At 62.3% G+C, this 23,475-nt stretch carries 22 protein-coding genes; 9 read left to right on the top strand and 13 right to left on the bottom strand.

Going from position 1 to position 23,475, the window contains the following annotated elements:
• Positions 1-32: 32 nt before the first annotated feature.
• On the bottom strand, positions 33-1,061 hold the full coding sequence (gene mtnA / locus OHJ17_RS18285) for an S-methyl-5-thioribose-1-phosphate isomerase (protein ID WP_032432779.1): 1,029 nt from the start codon (positions 1,059-1,061) through the stop codon (positions 33-35).
• Positions 1,062-1,162: 101 nt separating this feature from the next.
• Here mtnA and mtnK point away from each other — a divergent pair, with 101 nt between their 5' ends.
• Positions 1,163-2,362 carry an S-methyl-5-thioribose kinase gene (gene mtnK / locus OHJ17_RS18290; protein WP_004151657.1) on the top strand — a complete coding sequence of 400 codons (1,200 nt, stop codon included), beginning with the start codon at positions 1,163-1,165 and terminating at the stop codon, positions 2,360-2,362.
• A 213-nt stretch (positions 2,363-2,575) separates the two neighbouring features.
• Here the strand turns inward: mtnK and OHJ17_RS18295 are convergent, their stop codons facing one another.
• The 4 genes from OHJ17_RS18295 to OHJ17_RS18310 all read right to left on the bottom strand — a co-directional run bounded on the left by OHJ17_RS18295 (position 2,576) and on the right by OHJ17_RS18310 (position 7,501).
• On the bottom strand, positions 2,576-3,817 hold the full coding sequence (locus OHJ17_RS18295) for an LVIVD repeat-containing protein (RefSeq protein WP_020801569.1): 1,242 nt from the start codon (positions 3,815-3,817) through the stop codon (positions 2,576-2,578).
• 101 nt (positions 3,818-3,918) lie between these two features.
• The gene (locus OHJ17_RS18300; RefSeq protein ID WP_002894036.1) at positions 3,919-4,983 is read right to left on the bottom strand and encodes a sugar ABC transporter substrate-binding protein; all 1,065 of its coding nucleotides are present in this window, start codon (positions 4,981-4,983) and stop codon (positions 3,919-3,921) included.
• A 20-nt stretch (positions 4,984-5,003) separates the two neighbouring features.
• A complete protein-coding gene (locus OHJ17_RS18305) occupies positions 5,004-6,002 on the bottom strand; it encodes an ABC transporter permease (protein WP_002894035.1) in 999 nt (332 codons plus the stop codon).
• Positions 5,999-7,501, bottom strand: coding sequence for a sugar ABC transporter ATP-binding protein (locus OHJ17_RS18310; protein WP_004176907.1), 1,503 nt, complete (start codon positions 7,499-7,501; stop codon positions 5,999-6,001). Before OHJ17_RS18310 ends, OHJ17_RS18305 begins: the two co-directional genes overlap by 4 nt.
• A 163-nt stretch (positions 7,502-7,664) precedes the next feature.
• Here OHJ17_RS18310 and OHJ17_RS18315 point away from each other — a divergent pair, with 163 nt between their 5' ends.
• The 4 genes from OHJ17_RS18315 to OHJ17_RS18330 all read left to right on the top strand — a co-directional run bounded on the left by OHJ17_RS18315 (position 7,665) and on the right by OHJ17_RS18330 (position 10,419).
• Complete coding sequence (locus tag OHJ17_RS18315) at positions 7,665-8,753, top strand: oxidoreductase (RefSeq protein ID WP_004176908.1); 1,089 nt, start codon at positions 7,665-7,667, stop codon at positions 8,751-8,753.
• A 57-nt stretch (positions 8,754-8,810) separates the two neighbouring features.
• Positions 8,811-9,554, top strand: a complete 744-nt coding sequence (locus OHJ17_RS18320) for an SDR family NAD(P)-dependent oxidoreductase (RefSeq protein ID WP_004183359.1) — start codon at positions 8,811-8,813, stop codon at positions 9,552-9,554.
• Between the two features lie 183 nt (positions 9,555-9,737).
• Positions 9,738-10,040 (top strand): type II toxin-antitoxin system RelE family toxin, encoded by a 303-nt coding sequence (locus OHJ17_RS18325; RefSeq protein WP_004147534.1) that lies wholly within the window; start codon positions 9,738-9,740, stop codon positions 10,038-10,040.
• Entirely contained in the window at positions 10,015-10,419 is a 405-nt protein-coding gene (locus OHJ17_RS18330; RefSeq protein WP_004176911.1) for a helix-turn-helix domain-containing protein, read from the top strand. The genes OHJ17_RS18325 and OHJ17_RS18330 overlap by 26 nt, the downstream gene beginning before the upstream one ends.
• Here OHJ17_RS18330 and OHJ17_RS18335 read toward each other — a convergent pair.
• The 7 genes from OHJ17_RS18335 to entC all read right to left on the bottom strand — a co-directional run bounded on the left by OHJ17_RS18335 (position 10,416) and on the right by entC (position 18,006).
• The gene (locus OHJ17_RS18335) at positions 10,416-10,613 is read right to left on the bottom strand and encodes a YbdD/YjiX family protein (protein WP_002893903.1); all 198 of its coding nucleotides are present in this window, start codon (positions 10,611-10,613) and stop codon (positions 10,416-10,418) included. The genes OHJ17_RS18330 and OHJ17_RS18335 overlap by 4 nt on opposite strands.
• Before the next feature lie 104 nt (positions 10,614-10,717).
• Positions 10,718-12,823, bottom strand: a complete 2,106-nt coding sequence (gene cstA, locus OHJ17_RS18340) for a pyruvate/proton symporter CstA (protein WP_002893896.1) — start codon at positions 12,821-12,823, stop codon at positions 10,718-10,720.
• 356 nt (positions 12,824-13,179) lie between these two features.
• Positions 13,180-13,593 carry a proofreading thioesterase EntH gene (gene entH, locus OHJ17_RS18345; RefSeq protein ID WP_002893892.1) on the bottom strand — a complete coding sequence of 138 codons (414 nt, stop codon included), beginning with the start codon at positions 13,591-13,593 and terminating at the stop codon, positions 13,180-13,182.
• Positions 13,594-14,349 carry a 2,3-dihydro-2,3-dihydroxybenzoate dehydrogenase EntA gene (gene entA, locus OHJ17_RS18350; protein ID WP_032432770.1) on the bottom strand — a complete coding sequence of 252 codons (756 nt, stop codon included), beginning with the start codon at positions 14,347-14,349 and terminating at the stop codon, positions 13,594-13,596. It lies immediately after the preceding gene.
• Complete coding sequence (entB, locus tag OHJ17_RS18355) at positions 14,349-15,200, bottom strand: enterobactin biosynthesis bifunctional isochorismatase/aryl carrier protein EntB (RefSeq protein WP_021313366.1); 852 nt, start codon at positions 15,198-15,200, stop codon at positions 14,349-14,351. The genes entA and entB overlap by 1 nt, the downstream gene beginning before the upstream one ends.
• 13 nt (positions 15,201-15,213) lie before the next feature.
• Positions 15,214-16,821: a (2,3-dihydroxybenzoyl)adenylate synthase EntE gene (gene entE, locus OHJ17_RS18360; protein ID WP_032432768.1), complete on the bottom strand. Its 1,608-nt coding sequence runs from the start codon at positions 16,819-16,821 to the stop codon at positions 15,214-15,216.
• Between the two features lie 9 nt (positions 16,822-16,830).
• Positions 16,831-18,006: an isochorismate synthase EntC gene (gene entC / locus OHJ17_RS18365; protein WP_032432766.1), complete on the bottom strand. Its 1,176-nt coding sequence runs from the start codon at positions 18,004-18,006 to the stop codon at positions 16,831-16,833.
• A gap of 188 nt (positions 18,007-18,194) precedes the next feature.
• Here entC and fepB point away from each other — a divergent pair, with 188 nt between their 5' ends.
• Entirely contained in the window at positions 18,195-19,154 is a 960-nt protein-coding gene (gene fepB, locus OHJ17_RS18370) for a Fe2+-enterobactin ABC transporter substrate-binding protein (protein ID WP_004147526.1), read from the top strand.
• Positions 19,155-19,298: 144 nt separating this feature from the next.
• Here fepB and entS read toward each other — a convergent pair whose 3' ends face one another.
• On the bottom strand, positions 19,299-20,540 hold the full coding sequence (gene entS / locus OHJ17_RS18375) for an enterobactin transporter EntS (RefSeq protein WP_004147525.1): 1,242 nt from the start codon (positions 20,538-20,540) through the stop codon (positions 19,299-19,301).
• A gap of 112 nt (positions 20,541-20,652) precedes the next feature.
• Between entS and fepD the strand changes: the two genes are divergently transcribed.
• The 3 genes from fepD to fepC are packed head-to-tail and all read left to right on the top strand — an operon-like array spanning position 20,653 to position 23,440.
• A complete protein-coding gene (gene fepD, locus OHJ17_RS18380) occupies positions 20,653-21,660 on the top strand; it encodes a Fe(3+)-siderophore ABC transporter permease (RefSeq protein ID WP_004176917.1) in 1,008 nt (335 codons plus the stop codon).
• Entirely contained in the window at positions 21,657-22,649 is a 993-nt protein-coding gene (gene fepG, locus OHJ17_RS18385) for an iron-enterobactin ABC transporter permease (protein WP_004147521.1), read from the top strand. The genes fepD and fepG overlap by 4 nt, the downstream gene beginning before the upstream one ends.
• A complete protein-coding gene (gene fepC, locus OHJ17_RS18390; RefSeq protein ID WP_004223579.1) occupies positions 22,646-23,440 on the top strand; it encodes an iron-enterobactin ABC transporter ATP-binding protein in 795 nt (264 codons plus the stop codon). The genes fepG and fepC overlap by 4 nt, the downstream gene beginning before the upstream one ends.
• The last annotated feature ends 35 nt before the right edge of the window (positions 23,441-23,475 follow it).

The following is a 23,475-nucleotide window of genomic DNA, read 5'->3' on the forward strand; positions in this document are numbered from 1 at the left end:
AACCTTTTTTTCCAGGCCCGGCACGACGTCCGTTATCCGTTGTCCGGCGCAAACGCCCCGGCGGCGACCTGCGCCGGGGTGACCACCCCGCTGTCCAGCGCCCAGCCGCTTATCAGCCCAGCAGGCGTGACGTCGAACGCCGGATTGTAAACGGCGGCCCCCGTCGGCGCCCACTGTACCGCGCCGAAGCTGCCCGCCACTCCGGTCACTTCCGCCGCCGCGCGCTGCTCAATGGGGATCGCCGCCCCGTTCGGGCAATGGCGGTCGAGGGTGGTCTGCGGGGCAGCGACGTAAAACGGGATCTGGTGATAATGGGCCAAAACCGCCAGAGAATAGGTGCCGATTTTATTCGCCACATCGCCGTTGGCGGCGATACGGTCGGCGCCGACCCACACCGCATCCACCTGCCCCTGCGCCATCAGGCTGGCGGCCATTGAATCGGCGATCAGCTGATAGGGCACGCCCAGCTCGCCCAGCTCCCAGGCGGTTAAACGACCGCCCTGCAGCAGCGGCCGGGTTTCATCAACCCATACGTTGGTCACTTTTCCCTGCCGGTGCGCCAGCGCGATAACGCCCAGGGCGGTCCCTACCCCGGCGGTCGCCAGGCCACCGGTGTTGCAGTGGGTCAGCAGTCGACTGCCGGGCTTCACCAGCGCACTGCCCGCCTCAGCGATGCGGTCGCACAGCTGTTTATCTTCTTCGACCAGACGCAAGGCTTCCGCTTCCAGCGCCTGCGGGTAATCCTCCCGGGCCAGCGCCTGCTTCATGCGATCCAGATTATTCATCAGGTTGACCGCCGTCGGCCGCGCCGCGCGCAGCGTCTCCAGCGCCTGCTGGAGTGCATCCCGGTTCAGGCCGCGCTGGGCCAGCAGAGCCAGCAGCAGGCTGGCGGACAGGCCAATCAGCGGCGCGCCGCGCACCCGCAGGGTATGAATATGGTCCACCAGCAGCGCAACGTTATCCGCCGCCAGCCAGCGTTTTTCCTGCGGCAAGGCCTGCTGGTCGAGAATAAAAAGCTGATTTTCACTCACCCGCAGGCTGGTGGTCTGTAATGTCTGCATGTCGTTAAATCCCTGTTGCGTTGTTGTATCACATTGTGTCAGGATGGAATCCAGAAGTATAGACGTCTGAACGGCTTAATCAGAATTCGAGGATCGAGGCAATGTCGCAATACCATACCTTCACCGCCCACGATGCCGTGGCTTACGCGCAACAGTTCGCCGGCATCGACAACCCATCTGAGCTGGTCAGCGCGCAGGAAGTGGGCGATGGCAACCTCAATCTGGTGTTTAAAGTGTTCGATCGTCAGGGCGTCAGCCGGGCGATCGTCAAACAGGCCCTGCCCTACGTGCGCTGCGTCGGCGAATCCTGGCCGCTGACCCTCGACCGCGCCCGTCTCGAAGCGCAGACCCTGGTCGCCCACTATCAGCACAGCCCGCAGCACACGGTAAAAATCCATCACTTTGATCCCGAGCTGGCGGTGATGGTGATGGAAGATCTTTCCGACCACCGCATCTGGCGCGGAGAGCTTATCGCTAACGTCTACTATCCCCAGGCGGCCCGCCAGCTTGGCGACTATCTGGCGCAGGTGCTGTTTCACACCAGCGATTTCTACCTCCATCCCCACGAGAAAAAGGCGCAGGTGGCGCAGTTTATTAACCCGGCGATGTGCGAGATCACCGAGGATCTGTTCTTTAACGACCCGTATCAGATCCACGAGCGCAATAACTACCCGGCGGAGCTGGAGGCCGATGTCGCCGCCCTGCGTGACGACGCCCAGCTTAAGCTGGCGGTGGCGGCGCTGAAGCACCGTTTCTTTGCCCATGCGGAAGCGCTGCTGCACGGCGATATCCACAGCGGGTCGATCTTCGTTGCCGAAGGTAGCCTGAAGGCCATCGACGCCGAGTTCGGCTACTTCGGCCCCATCGGCTTCGATATCGGCACCGCCATCGGCAACCTGCTGCTTAACTACTGCGGCCTGCCGGGCCAGCTCGGCATTCGCGATGCCGCCGCCGCGCGCGAGCAGAGGCTGAACGACATCCACCAGCTGTGGACCACCTTTGCCGAGCGCTTCCAGGCGCTGGCGGCGGAGAAAACCCGCGACGCGGCGCTGGCTTACCCCGGCTACGCCTCCGCCTTTCTGAAAAAGGTGTGGGCGGACGCGGTCGGCTTCTGCGGCAGCGAACTGATCCGCCGCAGCGTCGGACTGTCGCACGTCGCGGATATCGACACTATCCAGGACGACGCCATGCGTCATGAGTGCCTGCGCCACGCCATTACCCTGGGCAGAGCGCTGATCGTGCTGGCCGAGCGTATCGACAGCGTCGACGAGCTGCTGGCGCGGGTACGCCAGTACAGCTGAGTGCGCCTGTTTCCCTCACCCCAACCCTCTCCCACAGGGAGAGGGAGCACCCCCTAAAAAAGTGCTATTTTCGGGGATTGCCCGGCGGCGCTGCGCTTGCCGGGCCTACAAATAGCCGCATAACGGTTTGATCTTGCAGTCTTTCGTAGGCCGGGTAAGGCGAAAGCCGCCACCCGGCAGACATGCGAGTACAATTTTGCGTTTACCTTACCCTCACCCCAGATACTCAATCACCGATAGCCCGCCGTTGTAATCGGTGCTGTAGATAATGCCTTGCGCATCGACAAACACGTCACAGGACTGGATCACCCGCGGGCGGCCGGGACGGGTATCCATCATTCTCTCAGGCGCAGCCGGCACCAGCGCCCCGGTCTCCAGCGGGCGATACGGGTTGGAAATATCGTAAGCCCGCACGCCGGCATTCTGATACGTGGCAAAAATCAGCGTTGAGCTGACAAAGCTCCCCGGCCGGTTCTCATGCAGGTTGTGCGGACCGAAATGCGCCCCTTTCGCCACGTAATCCGCTTCATCCGGCGGCGGGAAGGTGGCGATGCTCACCGGGTTGGTTGGCTCGCGGATATCAAACAGCCAGATCAGCTTCTCGCCGTCCTCCTGGTTGTCGAGCACCGCTTCATCCAGCACCACCAGCAGGTCACGATCCGGCAGCGGCAGCGCGGTATGCGTTCCGCCGCCGAACGGCGGGCTCCAGTTGCGATGACTAATCAGCCTCGGCTGGGTACGGTCTTTGACATCCAGCAGCGTCAGGCCGCCGTCGCGCCAGCTGCCGTAGGCGGTATCCCCGGCAATAATGGCGTGATGCAGCGCATAGCGTTTGCCCTGCGGCCAGTCCGGTGTTTCACCGCCCGCCTGGTGCATCCCCGGCAGCCACCAGCGCCCGGCCACTTTGGGCTTACGCGGATCGGCCAGATCGATGGTCAGGAAGATGTAGTCGGTAAAACCGTCGATCAGCGCAGACACATACGCCCAGCGCCCGCCGACGTACCAGATGCGGTGAATACCGATGCCGTTAAGCGACAGGAAACTGATTTCCCGCGGCTGCGCGGGAGTGGAAATATCAAAGATGCGCAGCCCGGCGCTCCATCCCTTGTCCTGAACATCGCTGACCGTGTCACCCACCGAGCGGGTGTAGTACACCTTCTCATCAGCAAAACGGGCGTCAGCAAACAGATCCCGGGCGTTGATCACCAGCAGCAGATCGTCATGCGCCTGGAGATGCACGTTCCAGGTGCCCGGCGGCGCGGCAATATAGTTGACGGTGGTGGGCCGGGTCGGATCGCGAACATCGACCACGGAAAAACCCTGCGACACCATATGGCCGATATAGGCGAATCCGCGGTGCACCATCAGCTGCACGCCGTCCGGACGACCGCCCTGATCGCTATGGCCAATCAGCCGCATATTGCGGCTGTATTCGGGGGAAGGTAATGCTGACATAGGGGATCCCTCTCGCCAGGTGGCATGGTTTTCCCCCTCTCCCTGCGGAGAGGGCCGGGGTGAGGGCACCAGGCCGCCACCCACCGCCACCCGGCTTGATTTTATTTGTTCTTCGCTTCCAGCGTCGCGAACCACGGCGCGATAAAGTCTTCGGTCTGGCCCCAGCCAGGGATAATTTTCCCCAGCGACGCCACGTTTACCGCTCCCGGCTGGGCCGCCAGCAGCGCCTGGGGAATCGCTGCCGCCTTGAAGTCGTAGGTGGCTGGCGTCGGCTCGCCGGCGATCTTGTTGGCGATCAGCCGCACGTTGGTCGCGCCGATAAGCTTCGGATCCACCGCCACGCTCACCTTCCACGGGCTGCCGGCTTCGCGCATCAGCTGCAAATCCTGGTTGGAAATATCAATGCTGTAGAGTTTGATCTCGGTGCGGCCGTTCTCTTTCAGCGCTTTATAGGCTCCCTGGCTAAAGGCATCCCAGGTGCCCCAGATCGCGTCAATTTTCCCTTTCGGATACTTGGCGAGGATCGCCCCCACCTTGTTGGCAGTGTCGCCCTGCACATCGGATGACACGGCGCCGATCGACTCCAGCTCTTTAATCCCCGGATTTTGCTTCAGCAGCGTCTGGTAAGCCGCCTGACGGCGCTCCATCGGCGGGAAGCCCGCCACCCACAGCTTGACGATGTTGGCCTTGCCGTTGAAATCTTTCACCAGCTGGCCAAAAGAGAGCTCGGTCAGTGAGGCATCATCCTGCTGGCTGACCGTCACCCCGGGGATCTCACCGCTTACCGCGGTATCGAACACCGCCACTTTGATCCCGGCGTCCACCGCCTTCTTCACCAGGGCGGTGGAATACGGGTCACGCCCCTGAGAGAGAATAATGCCATCGTATTTCTGGCTGATGGCCTGGTTGACGAAGTCCTGGAATTTGGCGTCATCGCCGTTGCTCAGGAAGGTGCTGATTTTGAAACCGAGCTTTTTGCCTTCCTGCAGCGCCCCGGCGACAAACTGGGTGGTGTTATCGTCAGACCCGAGGTTGCGGATCACGGCAATGCGGATCGGGCCGTTGTGTTCGGCAATCGCCGCCGGCACCGGCGTCGGGGCGGTGGCCAGCGCCGCCGTCGACTGCAGCAGACCCAGCGTCATCAGAGAGAGTGCGATCTTTTTCATGCGGTTTACCCTGTAAAATGTTAAGTACGGCGCTGAAAATAGGTCAGTGCCAGCGCGCCAGCCAGCACCAACCCTTTAATAATGTCCATCGCGTAATACGGCACCGAGAGCATCACCAGCCCGTTGGAGAGCACGCCGAGGATCACCGCCCCCACCAGCGTTCCCAGGGCGTTTGGTTTGCCGGAGCCCGCCAGCGAAAAGCCGATCCAGGCCGCGGCCACCGCGTCCATCAGATAGCCGCCGCCGGCGTTGACCTGCGAAGAGCCGATGCGCGAGGCCAGCAGAATGCCGCCGAGCCCGGCCAGCAGCGAGGCAATCACGTATGCTGCGACTTTGTAACGCGTGATCCGCAGGCCGGAGAGCCGCGCCGCCTCCGGGTTGCCGCCGATGGCGTACATCCGCCGTCCGTGGGTGGTGAACGACAGCGCCAGCTGGGCGACCAGCGTCACCACCAGCATGATAATGACGATGGTCGGCACCTGCCCCAGCGCGCCAAAGGCCGCCGGGATAGTACCCTCCGCCATCTCGCCGCTCGGCAGCACCATGTTTTCGGTAATCGACCCACCGTAGCTGTATGTCATTGCCACGCCCTGAATCACAAACAGGCTGGCCAGGGTGGCGAGCATGTCAGGAATGCGCAGCACCACGATCAGAAAGGCGTTAAACAGCCCCACCAGGGTGCAGAGCGCGAGGGTTATCAGAATCGCTTCGGTGGTCCCCAGGCCATGCCAGACAAACAGGGAAATCACCAGCGCGTTAGCCAGCGATGCCGTCGATCCGACGGACAGATCGAAGCCGCCGATGGTGAGAGAAATCGACACCCCGATGGCAATCACCGTCACGATGGCGATCGAGCGCAGAATGTTGATGATGTTGAACGGGTCAAGGAAGTTGTCCGAGGCGAGGCCAAAGACCGCCACCAGCAGCACCACGGTCAGCAACATGCCCCACTTATAGAGAAAATCAAAAAATCGCTGACGGCCCGATACCGTCGCGTTCACTGCCAGGGCCTTGCTCACGCTGCCGCTCCTCCGGTTGAATAATAAAGCAGTGTCTCTTCCCGGGCTTCCGCGCCGGGGATCTCCGCTACGATCCGTCCGTCCCACAGTACGCAGATGCGGTCGCATAAACCGACCAGCTCGGCGAATTCACCCGAGGCATAAATCACCCCTTTGCCTTCCCGCGCCAGACCATCGATCAGCATGAACAGATCGGTTTTCGCTTTCACATCGACCCCTTTGGTCGGTTCGTCAAAAATCAAAACGTTGGCATCACCGCGCAGCCATTTGCCAATGGCCACCTTCTGCTGGTTGCCGCCAGAAAGACGGCGCAGCGTCTGACCGGGACCGGTAGCGCGCACGCCGAGGCGGGCAATCACCTCCTCCGCCCAGCGCCAGGCCTGCCGATGGCCAAACAGGCTCCAGCGCGAAAAGCTGTTATCGGCGCTGACCGCCAGGTTCATCGCGATCGGCTCTTCAATGAAAATGCCCTCTTTGCGTCGCTCCTCCGGGACCAGCGCCAGGCCGCGCCCCACCGAGTCGGCCGGATCGCGCGGCCGCCACGGCTGGCCGTTCAGCTCGCCCCGCTGCACCCGGCTTTTGCTGGCGCCGAACAGCGCTTTGCACAGCTCGGTTTTGCCCGCGCCGGCCAGCCCGGCGATACCAAGAATTTCCCCCTTCCGCAGGCGCAGCGAAATATCCTGCAGCAACGCCTCATCATGCAGACCGTCAACCTGCAACAGCACCTCTTCGCCGTGCGGCGGGCGCGGCGGCGGGAAGATATCGCTCAGCTCGTGGCCCAGCATCTTTTCGACGATCTGTTCGCCGCTCAGCGGCGCCATCGGGCCGCTCTCAATCAGCCGCCCGTCGCGCAGCACCGTCAGGGTGTCGCAGATCGCCTTCAGCTCATGGATACGATGCGAAATAAACACCATCCCGATCCCCTGATGCTGCAGACGGCGTACTACCGCAAACAGACGCTCACTTTCATGCTGATCCAACGGCGCGGTGGGTTCATCGAGGATCAAAAAGCGGCAATGGTGCGACAGGGCGCGGGCCAACAGGATTTGCTGTTTTTCGGCGAGCGTGCAGCTGTCAATGGAGCGCCGGACGTCCAGCGCCACATCCAGCTGCGCCAGCGCCTCGCGCGCCAGCTGCCGAACCCGCGACCAGCGGAAGGTCATGCCCGGCTCCGCCAGCCTGTCCAGCATAATGTTTTCGGCAATGCTCAGGCCCGGCACCAGCGCCACGTCCACCTCCTGCTGCACCAGGTGGATCCCCAGCTGTTTAGCATCCCGCGGCGAACGAATGGTGACCGGCAGGTTGTTGATCGTCACTTCGCCCTCATAGTGGGCGTGGGTGCCGCACAGCACGGCCATCAGCGTCGACTTACCCGCGCCGTTGGCCCCGGTCAGGGCATGCACCGACCCGCCATGGAGGGTAAAGTCCACCTTGTTCAGCGCCTGAAAGCCGGAGAAGGCCAGGCTAATGTTATGCATCTCAAGGCGATTCGCGCTCATCACTGCTCCCGTGCGGCAATTAATCTTCTGATTTAACGAATTTTTCATAGCCGCCGCTGGCTGACAACTGCGTAAAAAGCATAAGATACAACGAAATAATATTAGCCATCTGGATGTCCAGACATAACATCAGGTTAGCCCAACACCCATAAGGACAGCTTCCATGAGCAACAGCGATATCCGCGTCGTGCCCGGCCCGGCCAACTATTTCTCCCATCCTGGCAGCCTTGAGCGGCTGAGCGATTTTTTTAACGCCGACCAGCTCTCGCGAGCGGTGTGGGTCTATGGCGAGCGCGCTCTGGCCGGCGCCGAACCTTTTCTGCCGGCGGCCTTCCACCTGCCGGAGGCGAAAAAGATCCGCTTTACCGGCCACTGCAGCGAACGCGACGTGGCGGGGCTGGTGCAGGCCTCCGGTGACGATCGGGCGGTAGTGATTGGCGTCGGCGGCGGCACGCTGCTCGACAGCGCGAAAGTGCTGGCCCGCCGCCTGGGGGTACCGCTGGTGGCCATCCCGACTATCGCCGCCACCTGCGCGGCGTGGACGCCGCTGTCGGTGTGGTATAGCGACGCCGGACAGGCCCTGAATTTTGAGATCTTCGATGACGCCAACTTCCTGGTGCTGGTCGAACCGCGCATCATTCTCAACGCCCCGGCGGAGTACCTGCTGGCGGGCATTGGCGACACCTTAGCCAAATGGTATGAGGCCGTGGTGCTGGCGCCGCAGCCGGAGGCGCTGCCGCTCACCGTGCGGCTGGGGATTAACGGCGCGCAGGCGATCCGCGATGTGCTGCTGGCCAGCAGCGAAACGGCGCTGGCGGACCAGCGCCGCGGCGATCTGACCCAGGCGTTTCGCGATGTGGTGGAGGCGATTATCGCCGGCGGCGGGATGGTTGGCGGGCTGGGGGAACGTTACACCCGGGTCGCCGCCGCCCATGCGGTGCACAACGGACTGACGGTGCTGCCGCAGACGGATAAATTCCTCCACGGTACCAAAGTGGCCTACGGCATTCTGGTACAGAGCGCCCTGCTTGGTCAGGACGATGTGCTGGCGCAGTTAGTGCAGGCGTATCAGCACTTTAACCTGCCGACCACCCTGGCGGCGCTGGAAGTCGATATCAATAACCGCGCAGAGCTGGACCGGGTCATTGCCCATACCCTGCGCCCGGGCGAGTCGATTCACTATTTACCGGTGACGTTAACCCCTGAGGTTCTGCGCGCGGCGTTTGAGAAGGTGGAATACTTCAGCCGTTAATCACCCCGACCGTCTATACCTAATGATGATGCTCACCACTCTCGCAACGAGGTCATCATGCAGATCGATTTAACAGGTAAGAAGGCGCTGGTTACCGGCGCCAGCCGTGGGTTGGGTCGCGCCATCGCGCTGTCGCTGGCGCGCGCCGGCGCCGATGTGGTTATTACGTATGAAAAATCGGCCGATAAAGCCCAGGCGGTCGCCGATGAAATAAAGGCGCTGGGTCGGTACGGCGAAGCGGTACAGGCCGACAGCGCCAGCGCGCAGGCGATTCAGGAGGCGGTAACCCATGCGGCCCGGTCCCTCGGCGGGCTGGACATTCTGGTCAACAACGCCGGAATAGCCCGCGGCGGTCCACTGGAATCCATGACGCTGGCGGACATTGACGCGCTTATCAACGTCAATATCCGTGGAGTGGTCATCGCCACCCAGGAAGCGCTGGTGCATATGGCCGATGGCGGACGGATCATCAATATCGGCAGCTGTCTGGCTAACCGCGTGGCCATGCCGGGCATCTCGGTTTACGCCATGACCAAGTCCGCCCTCAACGCCCTGACCCGTGGCCTGGCGCGTGATTTAGGCCCTCGCGGGATCACCGTTAACCTTGTCCATCCAGGGCCGACCAACAGCGATATGAACCCGGAAGACGGAGAACAGGCGGAAGCCCAGCGCCAGATGATTGCGGTCGGCCACTACGGCCAGCCGGAAGACATCGCCGCGGCGGTCACCTTCCTCGCCAGCCCGGCCGCCGGGCAGATCTCCGGTACGGGGCTGGACGTGGATGGCGGATTGAACGCCTGATCGCACATTTTCTGCAAGCCTCTGTCGCCCGGCAGAGGCCTTTCCGCGCCGCCTCGACGGGTTGCGTTTTGCCTCTTACCTGCGTTTTTTCTCCGCTCTACAGTACCCCATAAGAAATTCGGAATTTATCTAATAGTCTTATTATTTCCTTATATTTTGTGTGGGCGTACAGTGGAGGTACGGATGAAAATTGTCTGGTCAAAAACGGCAGATAAGCAATTTTCTAAAATCGATACTCGGTATAAGAGCCGCATTAAATCCAGGCTGGAGAAGATGGATGATAAAGCTTCACCTATCTCGGATATCAAAAAATTGTCCTCTCCCGAAAACCACTACCGGCTGCGATTAGGTGATTACAGAGTCATCTACACCTTTGGGGATCCGCCGGGCGATACCTGCTACGTCGTGGCGGTTAAACGCCGAACCACCACCACCTACCTTCATGAGGAACATACCGAATATGACTATTCAGTACATCAAGGATGAAGAAGGAAAAGACCAGTATGTCGTCATTCCTTACAGCGATTACTTTCGTATGCGCCTGGCTCTGCTGGAGTACGACGACGAGGATGAAAGCGACTGGGAAGATATTCCTTATGAATCAGATATCTATGATGACGTCATGCTGCCGGGCGAAGTATGCGACGTGATGCATAAAGAAAACGTCAGCCTGCAGGCCGCGTGGCGCATCCTGCGCGGGATGTCCCAGCAGGAGGTAGCCGAAAAGCTTGGCATCAGCCAGTCCGCGGTGTCACAGCTGGAAGCGCTGGACTCCCGTCCGCAAAAGCGCACCCGCGAGAAGCTGGCGGCGATTTACGGCTGTACTCAGGAGCAGATCAGCCTCTATCTGCCGAAAGAGGGTTAACAGCACTTCGCCCCGCCCTTGCCGCCGTAGCGCGCGTCCTGGCGTTCGCGAAAGAACTCTTCATAAGTCATCGGCGTCTGATCCGGGTGGGTTATTCGCATGTGCTCGACGTAGTTATCGTAATCCGGCACGCCGATCATCATCTTCGCCGCCTGGCCCAGGTACTTACCTGCTTTGGAAAGGGTGTCAAACATAAGTCATTTCTCTTTTGTATCCCTCACCCCGAGCCTCTCCCAAAGGGAGAGGGAGGATCGGAAATGTAGGCCGGGTAAGGCGAAGCCGCCACCCGGCACACCGGTTAATGCGCCCCTTTCGCCTGGGTCTCAATCGCGTCCAGGTTTTCAGGCATTGGCTCATACGGCGTCTCTTTCGCCGTCGGTTTATCCTCTTTCAGCGCCGCCAGCGCGGTTTTAATCGAGAACAGCGCCAGCACCACCACCACAATCATAAAGAAGATGGTCAGCCCGGCATCGAGACGGTTGTTAAACACCAGCTGCGCCAGCTGTGATTCGGTATATTGCGGCGGAATGTTGCCGCTGTCGATCATCGCCTGGAATTTATTGGCGATGGCCAGGAAACCGACTTTGGTGTCCGGGCTAAACGACTTCTGCCAGCCGGCGGTCAACGTACAGATCAGCAGCCAGCTGGTCGGCAGCAGCGCCACCCACGCATAGCGCTGGCGTTTCATCTTGAACAGGACCACCGCGCAGAGCATCAGCGCCATCCCCGCCAGCATCTGGTTGGCAATACCGAACAGCGGCCATAGGGTGTTAATCCCGCCCAGCGGATCGACCACCCCCTGATGCAGGAAGTAGCCCCAAGCCAGCACGCACAGCGCTGTCGCCAGCAGGTTGGCCGGTAGCGAGCTGGTTTTTTTCAGCCCCGGGCTAATCACGCCCAGCAGATCCTGCAGCATAAAGCGCGCCGCGCGGGTGCCGGCGTCAACCGCCGTCAGGATAAACAGCGCCTCAAACAGAATGGCGAAGTGGTACCAGAACGAGACATCCATCAGTCCGCCCAGCGAGCCGTGCAGGATGTAGGCCATCCCCACCGCCAGCGTTGGCGCGCCGCCGGCGCGGGAGATAATCGACTGTTCGCCGACCTCGCTGGCGATTTGATGCAGCGTATCAGGCGTAATGCTAAAGCCCCAGCCGCTCACCACCTGCGCTGCCGAGGCGACCACATCGGTGGTACCCGCCGGCGCCAGCACCGCCATCGGGCTGTTCATCGCGAAGTAGACGCCCGGATCGATAATACAGGCCGCCACCAGCGCCATAATAGCGACGAAGGATTCCATCAACATGCCGCCGTAGCCGATAAAGCAGGCCTGGCTTTCGTTGGCCAACATTTTCGGCGTGGTGCCGGAGGAGATCAGCGCATGGAAGCCGGAGACCGCGCCGCAGGCGATGGTGATAAACAGGAACGGGAACAGGTTGCCGGTCCATACCGGGCCGGTACCATCGACGAACTTGGTCAGCGCCGGCATCGTCAGGGTCGGGCGCATAATCAGGATGCCAATCGCCAGCCCCACGATGGTGCCGATTTTCAGGAAGGTGGAGAGATAATCGCGCGGAGCCAGCAGCAGCCAGACCGGCAGTACCGCAGCCACAAATCCGTAGCCCACCAGGATCCAGGTCAGCTGTACGCCGGTGTAATCAAACCACGGCGCCCAGGTCGGGCTTTCCGCCACCCAGCCGCCGGAGATGATGGCGAACACCAGCATCACCAGGCCTATCACCGACACCTCGCCGATGCGTCCCGGACGCAGATAGCGGATGTAGATGCCCATAAAGATCGCCAGCGGAATGGTAAAGGCGACGGTGTATGTCCCCCACGGACTGTGGGTCAGCGCTTTCACCACAATCATCGCCAGGACCGCGAGGATGATCACCATGATCATAAAGCAGGCCACCAGCGCCAGGACGCCAGCGGTCGGTCCCATCTCCTCTTTAACCAGTTCGCCAAGCGAACGGCCATCGCGGCGGGTCGAAACAAACAGCACCATAAAGTCCTGTACCGCCCCAGCCAGCACCACGCCGGCGAGGATCCAGATCATCCCCGGCAGGTAGCCCATCTGCGCGGCGAGCACCGGGCCCACCAGCGGCCCCGCGCCGGCAATGGCGGCAAAATGGTGACCGAACAGCACTTTTTTGTCGGTTGGAACGTAGTCGAGGCCATCGTTATGCCGCACCGCGGGCGTCATCCGCGTCGGGTCAACGCCAAGCACGGTTTTAGCGATATACAGGCCGTAGAAACGATACGCGATCAAATAAACGCAGACCGCGGCGACGACAATCCACAGCGCGTTTATCTGCTCACCCCGGTTTAAAGCGATATAGCCGAGGGCGAAGGCTCCGATGACGGAGAGCAGCGCCCAGATAAGGTATTTCCCTGAATTATTCATTGTTGTGGTCCACCGGTAGGGTAATCAGGATGTTACATTTTGTTTCTAGATCACAACGCAGAATTTAACAACACCGAAACATCGCAGATGCCGTACACCCACAGAGATTTGTCTCACATTGCTAGCGAGATCACTTAAGGCAGGAAAATGAATGAAAGGGTTACCGTGAACGGTGCCGTTTTTTTTGTCGGGTGGCGGCTAACGCCTTACCCGACCTACAGATCCGTAGTCCTGCTAAGCGCAATGCGAGCAGGGAAACTCCCGGATGGCGGCGCGCTGCGCCTTATCCGGGCTACCCCATTGCGCCGATACGTAGCCCGGCTAAGCGTAGCGCAAGCCGGGGAAACAGCGGCTTCTTAGCCCAGCACCGCGGTGCCCAGACGACAGGTGCAACAGCGCCGCCCCTTCTCGTCATACACCACAATCTCCCAGCTCTGGCTCTGGCGGCCAAGATGCAGCGGACGGCACTCGCCGCGCACTTTCCCGCTGGAGACGGCCCGGTGATGGCTGGCGTTAAGCTCAGTCCCGACGACGCACTGCCCTTCTTCGGTCATCAGCCAACCGGCCATCGAGCCCAGCGTCTCCGCCAGCGCCGCGGAAGCGCCGCCGTGCAGCAGGCCAAACGGCTGATGCGTGCGCGCATCCACCGGCATCTCCGCCTCCAGCAGCCCCTCTTCCAGTCGGGTGTAGATGATGCCAAGATGCGCCACCATGGTATTTTCGCTGCTGGCGTTCAGCGCCGCCAGCGTAAGCTCTCGCTTCCAGGCCATTTACGCCCCCAGCGTCGAGCCGCCATCAACCACGATATCCTGCAGGGTGATATGGCTGGCGTGAGAAGAGGCGAGGAACAGAATGGTATTGGCGATCTCCTGCGGGCGGGCGATTTTACCCAGCGGGATGCCGAGCTTAAACTGCTCGCCGAAGCCGCGGATCCGCTGCTGCTCTGCATCGTCGCTGACCCACAGGGTGCGCTGCATATCGGTATCGGTGGAGCCCGGCGACACCAGATTACAGCGCACCCCGCAGCCCGCCAGCTCAAGCCCGACGGTCAGCGCCAGGCTTTTCAGCGCCGCCTTCGAGGCTCCATAGGCGCTCATGCCGATGCGCGGCGTGTGCGCAGCATCGGAGGCGACGGTGACGATCGCCCCGCCCCGCTGGCGACGGAACTGGGCCATCGTCTGCTGAAACAGGTTGAACGCCCCGCCGACGTTGACCGCGAAGGTCTGCTGCCAGTCTTCCGCGCTCAGCTGGTCGGTAGCGCCCATGCGCAGGATCCCGGCGGCGTTCACCAGCACGTCCAGTCGTTCGATGTTGTTGAGCAGCCGCGCGCACAGGTCGCGTACCTGGTCGGCATCGGCGACGTCCAGCGTTTCGGTGGCAAACGGGTAGCTTTCGCCGTCAAAGGCGAGGTCGAACCCGGTGACGTTAGCCCCGGCCTCGACGAAAGCCAGCGCGGTGGCATAGCCAATCCCTTTACCTGCGCCGGTCACCCACACGGTCTGACCGCGAAAATCCAGCGCCGCCATTAGTGCACCTCGCGGGAGAGCAGCGCCCACCAGGCGTCGATGGTCGGGTTTTTCGCCAGCATCACGAAGTCGATATCACCGTGCACTTTGCGCCAGCGGGCGGCCAGGGCCATCATCCGCACCGAATCCAGACCGTAGTCGATCAGGTTTTCATCATCCAGCGGTTCATCGGATTCGTCGAGCAGCGGCAGGATCAGCGCGCGCAGCGCCGCTTTGGAGGCTGGGAGCGGTAGCAGCTCTTCGGTCATCACCACCCGTCCGGAGCGGCCGGCAACGTATTTCAGCGCCATCAGGTGCTCTTCACGGCTGAAATCTGCCAGCGCGTCGGCGACAAAGAACGGTTTGATATCGCGCATGAAAGCATCGGTGGCGGTGGTCATGCAGCCGATATGGGCGTAAACGCCGGTGATGATCAGCTGGTCGCGACCGGTCTCTTTCAGCATCTCCTCCAGCGGCGAGCGATGAAACGCGCTGTAGCGCCATTTCACCAGCACGGTATCGTCTTCATCCGGCGCCAGCGCGGCAATCACCTGCTGCTGCTCCGGCGAGCGGGTCAGACCCGGCCCCCACATATCATTCAGCAGGGCGCGGTCTTCATCGCTCTGCTCTTTCGGCTGGGCGGTGTAGTACACCGGAATGCCGTTCTGTTTGCAGAAGTCGCGCAGGGCGGCGATATTAGCCACCACTTTCTCCATCATCGCGCTGTTTTCGCCCCAGAAGTTGAGGAAATACTCCTGCATATCGTGGATCAGCAGCGCGGCGCGCGACGGCTCAAAGGCCCAGTTGACCTTGTTCGCCGGGATATCGCTGGCTTCCGGCAGCGCATATGCCTGTAATTTAGGGATTGCCATTCTCTGTTCTCCTTCAGCCCAGCTTGCCTTCGGCCAGCCACTGACGTAATTGTTTTTTATCGACTTTGCCCACCGGCGTCAGCGGCAGCGCGGCAACGCACTCCACGCGGTCCGGCAGTTTAAATTCCGCCACCCCCTGCTCGCGCAGGAAGCGGCGCACGGCGACGGCGCGCAGCGGCGAGGTCACCACCAGATAAGCGCAGCTTTTCTCGCCCAGCAGATTGTCTTCGATGCTGACCAGCGCGGCGTGGATCACCGCCTCATGGCGCAGCAGCAGGTTTTCGATCTCTTCAGCGGCGATCTTCTCGCCGCCGCGGTTGATCTGATCTTTTTCCCGGCCCTGGACGGTGATATAGCCATCTTCATCGATCGAAATCAGATCACCGGAGCAGTAAAATCCATCGGCATCAAAGGCTTCAGCGTTATGTTGCGGACTGTTGTAATAGCCGCGGAAGGTATAAGGGCCGCGGGTCATCAGACGGCCCACTTCGCCGCGCGGCAGCGGGTTGCCGTCGGCATCCGCTACCCACACTTCATCGTCCGGGCACATCGGACAGCCCTGGGTATTGATGATCCGCTCCGGGCTATCGTTAAGGCGGGTGTAATTCACCAGCCCCTCCGCCATGCCGAACACCTGCTGCAGCTGGCAGCCGATTTCCGCCGGAATGCGCGCGGCGAGGGTCGCTGACAGGCGCGCGCCGCCGACCTGCAGCAGCTGCAGCGATTGCAGCTGGGCGTTGCTGCCCCATTCGTGAATCGCCTGCAGCCACAGGCTGACCGCCGGCGGCACCAGCGACGCGACGTTAACCTGATGTTTTTCGATCAGCGGGAAACAGAGCGTGGCGCTCGGGTCAGCGGCGAGGATCACCCGCCCGCCGGCGAGGAAGACGCCGAGCGAACCCGGGGAACTCATCGCATAGTTATGCGCCGCCGGCAGCGCGTTGAGGTAGCGCGTTTCAGCGTTAATCCCGCAGATCTCATTGCTGCGGCGGATACTGTAGTCGTAATCGTTATGGGTGCGTGGGATAAGCTTCGGCGTCCCGGTGCTGCCGCCGGAGAGCTGGAAAAAGGCCACTTCGTCGGCAGGGGTTGGATTGGCGATAAAGTTATCCGCCGGGCGGTTAATCTCCGTCGCCAGATCGCGCTCGCCGCCGTCGTTACGCAACAGTGCGACGCGCAGGGAAGGATGTTCCGCGATAAACGCGTGGAGAAAGCTATCGTCAGCAAACAGAGCGTGCTCGCGATCGGCAATCAGCAGCGCCGGTTTAATCTGCGCGGCGTAGGCATTAAGTTCGCTGCGCTGGTGGCTGAACAAAGCGTTCACTGGCGCGACGCCGATGCGCAGCAGCGCAAAGAAGGTCATGTAAAACTCGGCGACATTGCCCAACTGCACCAGCGCGGTCTCCCCGCGCTTCAGTCCCTGGCGCTGCAGCGAGCAGGCGAGGTTGTCCACCAGCTGGTTAAACTGGCGGTAGCTAATCTGCCGCTCGCCATCGATAATCGCCACGGCGTCGTTTTCCGCGTGACGGGTGATCAGATTGGTTAACGGCAGATCCTGCCAGTAGCCTTTTTGACGATAGCGGGCCGCAAACTCTTCCGGCCAACGGGTAAATGCAATCATCCTTGCCTCTTAGTTCAAGCCAAATACGTTAAGCATGGTGGTCAGTTTGACGTCGGTTTCGCGCCATTCGCCCAGCGGCGAGGAGGCCGGAACAATGCCCGCGCCGGCAAACAGGCGCAGCGTACGCTGCTGCAGACGCGCGCAGCGGATAGTCACCACCCACTCGCCGTTGCCTTCGTCATCGCACCAGCCGACGATGCCGCCGAACAGCTGGCGATCGAAGGGTTCCAGTTCAGCAATCAGGCGCTTCGCCGCCTGATGCGGGAAACCGCTCAGCGCCGGCGTCGGGTGCAGCAGACAGGCCAGCGACATGGCGTTTTCTTCCGCCAGCGCGGTACCTGCGATCGGCGTCGCCAGATGCCAGAGCGTCGGGGTGGTAATCAGCTGCGGCGACTCCGGTAGCGACAGCTGACTGCTGCGCGGGCCCAGCACGCTCTTCATCGCCTGGGTCACCAGCTCGTGCTCGTGGCGATCTTTGCCGGAGGCCAACAGCCTGTTGCCTGCTTCCCGGTCCAGCACATCGTCCGGCTGGCGACGGGCGGAGCCGGCCAGCGGCAGAGAGCTGAAGTGCTGTCCTTCTTTACGCAGCAGCAGCTCCGGGCTGGCGCCCAGCAGCACGCCGCCGTCGGAGAGCGGCACGTGGAAGTTAAAGCTGGCGGGGTTCTGGGCGATCAGTCGCTCCATCAGCGCGCCGCTGTCGACGCGGTCGCGGGTGGTAATATCGATAAGCCTTGATAGCACCACTTTGTCGACTTCCGGGGTGGCGGTCAGCGCGGCGGCGCGTTCCACCATGGCTAAAAACGCGTCCTGCTCCGGGATCTCCCGACGCTCCACCACCTCCATCGCCTCCAGCGGCGCGGCATAGCGGGCGGAACGCTGCTTTTCCGGGCGAGAGAACGCTTCCCAGCGCTCGGGGATATAGAGCTCGGAAGGCTGACAGGTGTCGAACGGGATAGCCCCGACCATCACCGGCTTGCGGATCCCCGCCGCCCGGGCCTCGGCAAAGGCGGCCGCCATCTGCTGCTGGAACTCGCCGTTCAGCGCATCGCCGCCAACGGCGGGCTGTGAGAAGCGACGGAAGCAGCCTGAAGTGGTAAAACTGCGGTACGGCGACATAAAGAAGAAGCTGTCCGGCGACAGGGTCCGGGTCGGTTTCTTTACATCCTCAGCCAGTGACGTTTCCATATCATCCTCCAAAAACGATAAAGATATTAAGAATAATTATCATTTATATTTTGGTTGGCTAACCTAAAAGGTATTGCCCGCCATGTCAACCGCGTTACGTCATGGCGCCGCCACTTTGGCTTGCATCCTGCTGACACAAAGTTGAAAATGAGACGCATTTATCACCTTTCAAATCAGGATGCGATGACGTGAACTTCTTTTCTTTCTGCCGCCGCGGTGCGCTGACCGGCATGCTGTTGCTTTTAGGAATTACCTCAGCCCAGGCGGCGGACTGGCCGCGCCAGGTCACCGACAGCTACGGGACGCATACCCTGCCGAGTCAGCCGCTGCGCATTGTCTCCACCAGCGTGACGCTTACCGGTTCGCTGTTGGCGATTGACGCTCCGGTGGTCGCCAGCGGCGCGACCACGCCGAATAACCGCGTCGCCGATAGCCAGGGCTTTCTGCGCCAGTGGAGCGAGGTTGCCAAAGCCCGCAAGCTGGCGCGGCTGTACATCGGCGAACCAAGCGCCGAAGCGGTGGCCGCCCAGATGCCGGATCTGATCCTGGTGAGCGCGACCGGTGGCGACTCCGCCCTGCCACTGTACGATCAGCTTAAAACCATCGCCCCGACGCTGGTCATCAACTATGACGATAAAAGCTGGCAAACCCTGCTCACCCAGCTGGGGCAGATCACCGGTCATGAACAACAGGCCAGCGCGCGCATTGCCGACTTCAATAAACAGCTCGTTTCGTTAAAAGAAAAAATGAAACTGCCGCCGCAGCCGGTGACCGCCCTGGTCTATACCGCCGCCGCGCACAGCGCCAATATCTGGACGCCGGAATCGGCTCAGGGGCAGATGCTCGAACAGCTGGGCTTTAGCCTGGCGACGCTGCCGGGCGGCCTGCCCGCCAGCCATAGCCAGGGTAAACGCCACGATATCGTGCAACTGGGCGGGGAGAACCTCGCGGCCGGTCTGAACGGCCAGAGCCTGTTCCTGTTCGCCGGCGACCAGAAAGATGCGGATGCCATCTACGCTAACCCGCTGCTGGCGCATCTCCCGGCGGTCGCAGGCAAACGCGTCTACCCGCTGGGCACCGAGACCTTCCGCCTTGACTACTACAGCGCTCTGCTGGTGCTCCAGCGTCTCTCCAGCCTGTTCGGCTAACGCGGGCTACGCCATCAGGACGGGCACTCGGCCTGCACACCTTGCCGGGCGGCGCGGCGCTTGCCCGGCCTACAATGCCAGCGTCCCCCAGTCCAGACCGTAGGCCCGGTAAGGCGCAGCCGCCACCGGGCAAGCGCACCCGACTTAACTTTCGTTGACAATTTCCGGGCGCTGGAAACGGCGCAGCTCGCGTAGCAACCCAACCAGCAGCACACCGACAAGCGCCAGCGCCCAGCCGCTGGCGCTGGCGGATGCCGCCGGCGTCATCACCGCCCCTAAGCCGCCGAGCAGCGCCGCGCCGATGGCGTCGCCGGTGACGTTTTGCGCGGTCCACAGACCGTTAATCCGCCCGAGCATATGTTCCGGCGTCTGGGTCTGGATCAGGGTGTACTGCAGCAGCGAGCTAATAGCGCTCAGCCAGCCAAACAGCGCCAGGCACAGCGCGCCCAATGCCCAGTGCGGCATCAGGCTGAACAGCGCAATGGCGACAAACGATCCCACCGTGGTCGCCAGCATCAGCGCGCCCGGCCGCACCGTCTGGGCCAGCTGGCCGCTGGTCAACGCCCCCAGCGCCGCACCGAGCGGAATAGCGGCGTACAACAGGCCAATCTGTCCGGCCGACATCTGCCAGCTACCGGCCAGCGCCGGATAGAGCACCCGCACCGCGCTGGCCATGGTCAGCAGACCGCCAAGCAGCGCAATCCCGCCGATAAGCGGGCTCCGGCAGAGGAAGGTCAGCCCCGCCAGCAGGGAGCGCAGCGGATGCTCGCGCGGCTGCGGAGGCGGCGGCAGCTGCGGCAGACGCAGCAGGGTTAAGGTGGTGATAAAGGTCCCCGCCGCCGCCAGGCCGAAGTTCCAGGCCACGCCGCCGGTGGCCAGCAGCAGGCCGCCGATCATCGGCGAAATCACCGAGCCCAGGCGCACCGTCAACATAGTGATGGCCCCGGCCTGCATCAGGTTTTCCCGTCCCACCAGCGCCGGGGTCGCCGCCAGCAGCGCGGTCACCCCCAACGAGGCGAAGAACCCGTCCCAGATCCCCAGCAGGTAGATCGCCGCCAGCGACGGCTCCGGCAACAGGGCGTTCAGACACAGGCCGACAAAGCCCACGCCGCAGGTGCCGCGCGCCAGCAGGATCAGGCGTTTACGTTCATAGCGGTCAGCCAGCACGCCCCCCACCATCAGACCAACAAACATCGACGCCCCGGTCAGCGTCACCGACAGCCCGACCTGCCAGGTCGAATGGGTCATCATCTGGATCTGCACCGGAATGGCCACGCCCAGCAGGCCAAGCGACAGAATAGAGATAAAGCGAGCGATAAAAACGGCGCGAAACGCCGGGTGAGTTTTCAGCAGGCTGAGATTGAGCAGCCAGGATTGTCGGTTCATTACAGCGCCTTGTCGTTATTTTTAATACCCTTTTTACTGTGGGTCATGCTACCATAGCTGAATAAAATCGATAACGATAATTACTATCATTATCATATCAGGGATGTCAGTTATGTCGTTTTCTACGACCGCGGTACGCTCTGTCGCCGTGCCCGGATTGTTGCTATTACTCGCCTTAGCCGCCGCGCTTAGCCTGACCATCGGCGCCAAATCGTTGCCGATCGGCACGGTATTCACCGCCTTCAGCGGAACCTGTCAAAGCGCTGATTGCACTATCGTGCTGGACGCGCGCCTGCCGCGCACTCTGGCCGGTCTGCTGGCCGGCGTCGCCCTCGGCCTCGCCGGCGCGCTGATGCAGACGCTCACCCGCAACCCGCTGGCCGACCCCGGCCTGCTGGGGGTCAACTCCGGCGCCAGCTTCGCCATCGTCCTCGGCGCGGCGCTGTTTGGGATCACTTCCCCGCAGGAGCAGCTGCTGCTGGCATTCTGCGGCGCGCTCTGCGCCTCGCTGCTGGTAGCCTTTACCGGCAGCCAGGGCGGCGGTCAGCTGAGCCCGGTGCGCCTCACTCTCGCCGGGGTCGCCCTTGCGGCGGTACTCGAGGGGCTGTCCAACGGCATCGCCCTGCTCAACCCGGACGTCTACGATCAGCTACGCTTCTGGCAGGCCGGTTCGCTGGATATCCGCACCCTGCAAACGCTGAAAATTGTCCTGCTGCCGGTAGTGGTGGCGGGGATCGCCGCTCTGCTGCTGAGCCGGGCGCTGAACAGCCTGAGCCTGGGCAACGATACCGCCACCGCCCTCGGCAGCCGCGTCGCCCGTACCCAGCTGATCGGCCTGATCGTCATCACCGTCCTGTGCGGCAGCGCCACCGCCGTCGTCGGCCCCATCGCCTTTATCGGCCTGATGATGCCGCATATGGCGCGCTGGCTGGTGGGGGCCGATCATCGCTGGTCGCTGCCGGTCACCCTGCTCGCCACCCCGGCCCTGCTGCTGTTTGCCGACGTGATTGGCCGCCTGCTGGTGCCCGGCGAACTGCGGGTATCGGTGGTGAGCGCCTTTCTCGGCGCGCCGGTGCTGATCTGGCTGGTGCGCCGCCAGCCGCGGGGAGGTGGCCTGTGATTGCCCCGTCCCGCCGCCTGATAGCCAGTTGCCTTCTGCTGATGGCCGCCAGCCTACTGATTTCCCTGCTCGGGCTGGCGCAAGGCCCGGTGCCCCTGACGATTGACCAGGTGTTCTCGGCGCTGTTCGGCGATGCGCCGCGCAACGTCGCGATGGTGGTGAACGAATGGCGGCTGCCGCGGGTGTTAATGGCGCTGCTCATTGGCGCCGCGCTCGGCGTCAGCGGCGCCATTTTCCAGTCGCTGACCCGTAACCCGCTCGGCAGCCCGGACGTGATGGGCTTTAACACCGGCGCCTGGAGCGGCGTGCTGGTGGCGATGGTCCTCTTCGGCCAGAACCTGACGGCGATCGCCCTGGCGGCGATGGCCGGCGGGGTGCTGACCTCGCTGGTGGTCTGGCTGCTGGCCTGGCGCAACGGGATCGAAACCTTCCGCCTGATCATTATCGGCATCGGCGTGCGCGCCATGCTGGTGGCATTCAACACCTGGCTGCTGCTGCGCGCCTCGCTGGAGACCGCCCTTTCTGCGGGCCTGTGGAACGCCGGATCGCTTAATGGCCTGACGTGGGGTAAAACCTGGCCGTCGGCGCCGCTGATCCTGTTGATGCTGGTGGGCAGCGCCCTGCTGGTTCGCCGGATGCGACTGCTGGAGATGGGCGACGATACCGCCTGCGCGCTGGGGGTGCAGGTCGAGCGTTCGCGCCTGCTGCTGATGCTGGTGGCGGTGGTGCTCACCGCCGCCTCGACGGCGCTGGCCGGGCCGATCTCATTTATCGCGCTGGTGGCGCCGCATATCGCCCGCCGCCTGAGCGGCACGGCCCGCTGGGGACTGACCCAGTCGGCCCTGTGCGGCGCGCTGCTGCTGGCGCTGGCCGATTACGGCGCCCAACGGCTGTTTATGCCGTGGCAGCTGCCGGTTGGCGTGTTAACCGTCAGCCTCGGCGGTATTTACCTTATTGCATTGTTGATTCAGGAGTCCCGCAAAAAATGAGTGCTGTCCCCTCCCGTTTGCGCGGCGAGCAGTTAACCCTGGCCTACGGGAACAAGACCATCGCCGAGTCGCTGAACGTGACCATCCCTGACGGTCACTTCACCGCCATTATCGGCCCCAACGGCTGCGGCAAGTCGACGCTATTGCGCACCCTCAGTCGCCTGATGACGCCGGCCAGCGGCCACGTCTGGCTCGACGGCGCGCAGATCCAGCAGTACGCCAGTAAAGAGGTTGCCCGCCGCATCGGGCTGCTGGCGCAGAATGCCACCACCCCTGGCGATATCACGGTGCAGGAGCTGGTGGCCCGCGGGCGCTATCCGCACCAGCCGCTGTTTACCCGCTGGCGCAAAGAAGATGAAGAGGCGGTGAACAAGGCGATGCGGGCGACCGGGATCAGCGATCTGGCGCAGCAGAGCGTCGACACGCTTTCCGGCGGCCAGCGGCAGCGGGCGTGGATTGCGATGGTGCTGGCCCAGGAAACGGCGATTATGCTGCTGGATGAGCCGACCACCTGGCTGGACATCAGCCATCAGATCGACCTGCTGGAACTGTTGAGCGAGCTGAATCGCGAGAAGGGCTATACCCTGGCGGCGGTGCTGCACGATCTTAACCAGGCCTGCCGCTACGCCACCCACCTGATCGCCCTGCGCGACGGCAGGATCGTCGCCGAGGGGGCGCCGAAGGAGATCGTCACCGCCGATCTGATTGAACGGATTTACGGTCTGCGCTGCACGATCATTGAAGATCCGGTGGCGCATACGCCGCTGGTGGTCCCGCTGGGCCGCCGGTAATCTCCTCTTTCCCCGGCTTGCGCTACGCTGAGCCG

Origin of the sequence: Klebsiella sp. KP20-425-1 (assembly GCF_025813515.1) — a bacterium.
Classification (GTDB): Bacteria; Pseudomonadota; Gammaproteobacteria; order Enterobacterales; family Enterobacteriaceae; genus Klebsiella; species Klebsiella pneumoniae.

Excerpts from the sequence above, each read along its gene's own strand:
- mtnA (WP_032432779.1), bottom strand. The coding sequence starts at position 1,061 with ATGCAGACATTACAGACCACCAGCCTGCGGGTGAGTGAAAATCAGCTT.
- mtnK (WP_004151657.1), top strand. The coding sequence starts at position 1,163 with ATGTCGCAATACCATACCTTCACCGCCCACGATGCCGTGGCTTACGCG.
- OHJ17_RS18295 (WP_020801569.1), bottom strand. The coding sequence starts at position 3,817 with ATGTCAGCATTACCTTCCCCCGAATACAGCCGCAATATGCGGCTGATT.
- OHJ17_RS18300 (WP_002894036.1), bottom strand. The coding sequence starts at position 4,983 with ATGAAAAAGATCGCACTCTCTCTGATGACGCTGGGTCTGCTGCAGTCG.
- OHJ17_RS18310 (WP_004176907.1), bottom strand. The coding sequence starts at position 7,501 with ATGAGCGCGAATCGCCTTGAGATGCATAACATTAGCCTGGCCTTCTCC.
- OHJ17_RS18315 (WP_004176908.1), top strand. The coding sequence starts at position 7,665 with ATGAGCAACAGCGATATCCGCGTCGTGCCCGGCCCGGCCAACTATTTC.
- OHJ17_RS18320 (WP_004183359.1), top strand. The coding sequence starts at position 8,811 with ATGCAGATCGATTTAACAGGTAAGAAGGCGCTGGTTACCGGCGCCAGC.
- OHJ17_RS18325 (WP_004147534.1), top strand. The coding sequence starts at position 9,738 with ATGAAAATTGTCTGGTCAAAAACGGCAGATAAGCAATTTTCTAAAATC.
- OHJ17_RS18330 (WP_004176911.1), top strand. The coding sequence starts at position 10,015 with ATGACTATTCAGTACATCAAGGATGAAGAAGGAAAAGACCAGTATGTC.
- OHJ17_RS18335 (WP_002893903.1), bottom strand. The coding sequence starts at position 10,613 with ATGTTTGACACCCTTTCCAAAGCAGGTAAGTACCTGGGCCAGGCGGCG.
- cstA (WP_002893896.1), bottom strand. The coding sequence starts at position 12,823 with ATGAATAATTCAGGGAAATACCTTATCTGGGCGCTGCTCTCCGTCATC.
- entH (WP_002893892.1), bottom strand. The coding sequence starts at position 13,593 with ATGGCCTGGAAGCGAGAGCTTACGCTGGCGGCGCTGAACGCCAGCAGC.
- entA (WP_032432770.1), bottom strand. The coding sequence starts at position 14,349 with ATGGCGGCGCTGGATTTTCGCGGTCAGACCGTGTGGGTGACCGGCGCA.
- entB (WP_021313366.1), bottom strand. The coding sequence starts at position 15,200 with ATGGCAATCCCTAAATTACAGGCATATGCGCTGCCGGAAGCCAGCGAT.
- entE (WP_032432768.1), bottom strand. The coding sequence starts at position 16,821 with ATGATTGCATTTACCCGTTGGCCGGAAGAGTTTGCGGCCCGCTATCGT.
- entC (WP_032432766.1), bottom strand. The coding sequence starts at position 18,006 with ATGGAAACGTCACTGGCTGAGGATGTAAAGAAACCGACCCGGACCCTG.
- entS (WP_004147525.1), bottom strand. The coding sequence starts at position 20,540 with ATGAACCGACAATCCTGGCTGCTCAATCTCAGCCTGCTGAAAACTCAC.
- fepD (WP_004176917.1), top strand. The coding sequence starts at position 20,653 with ATGTCGTTTTCTACGACCGCGGTACGCTCTGTCGCCGTGCCCGGATTG.
- fepC (WP_004223579.1), top strand. The coding sequence starts at position 22,646 with ATGAGTGCTGTCCCCTCCCGTTTGCGCGGCGAGCAGTTAACCCTGGCC.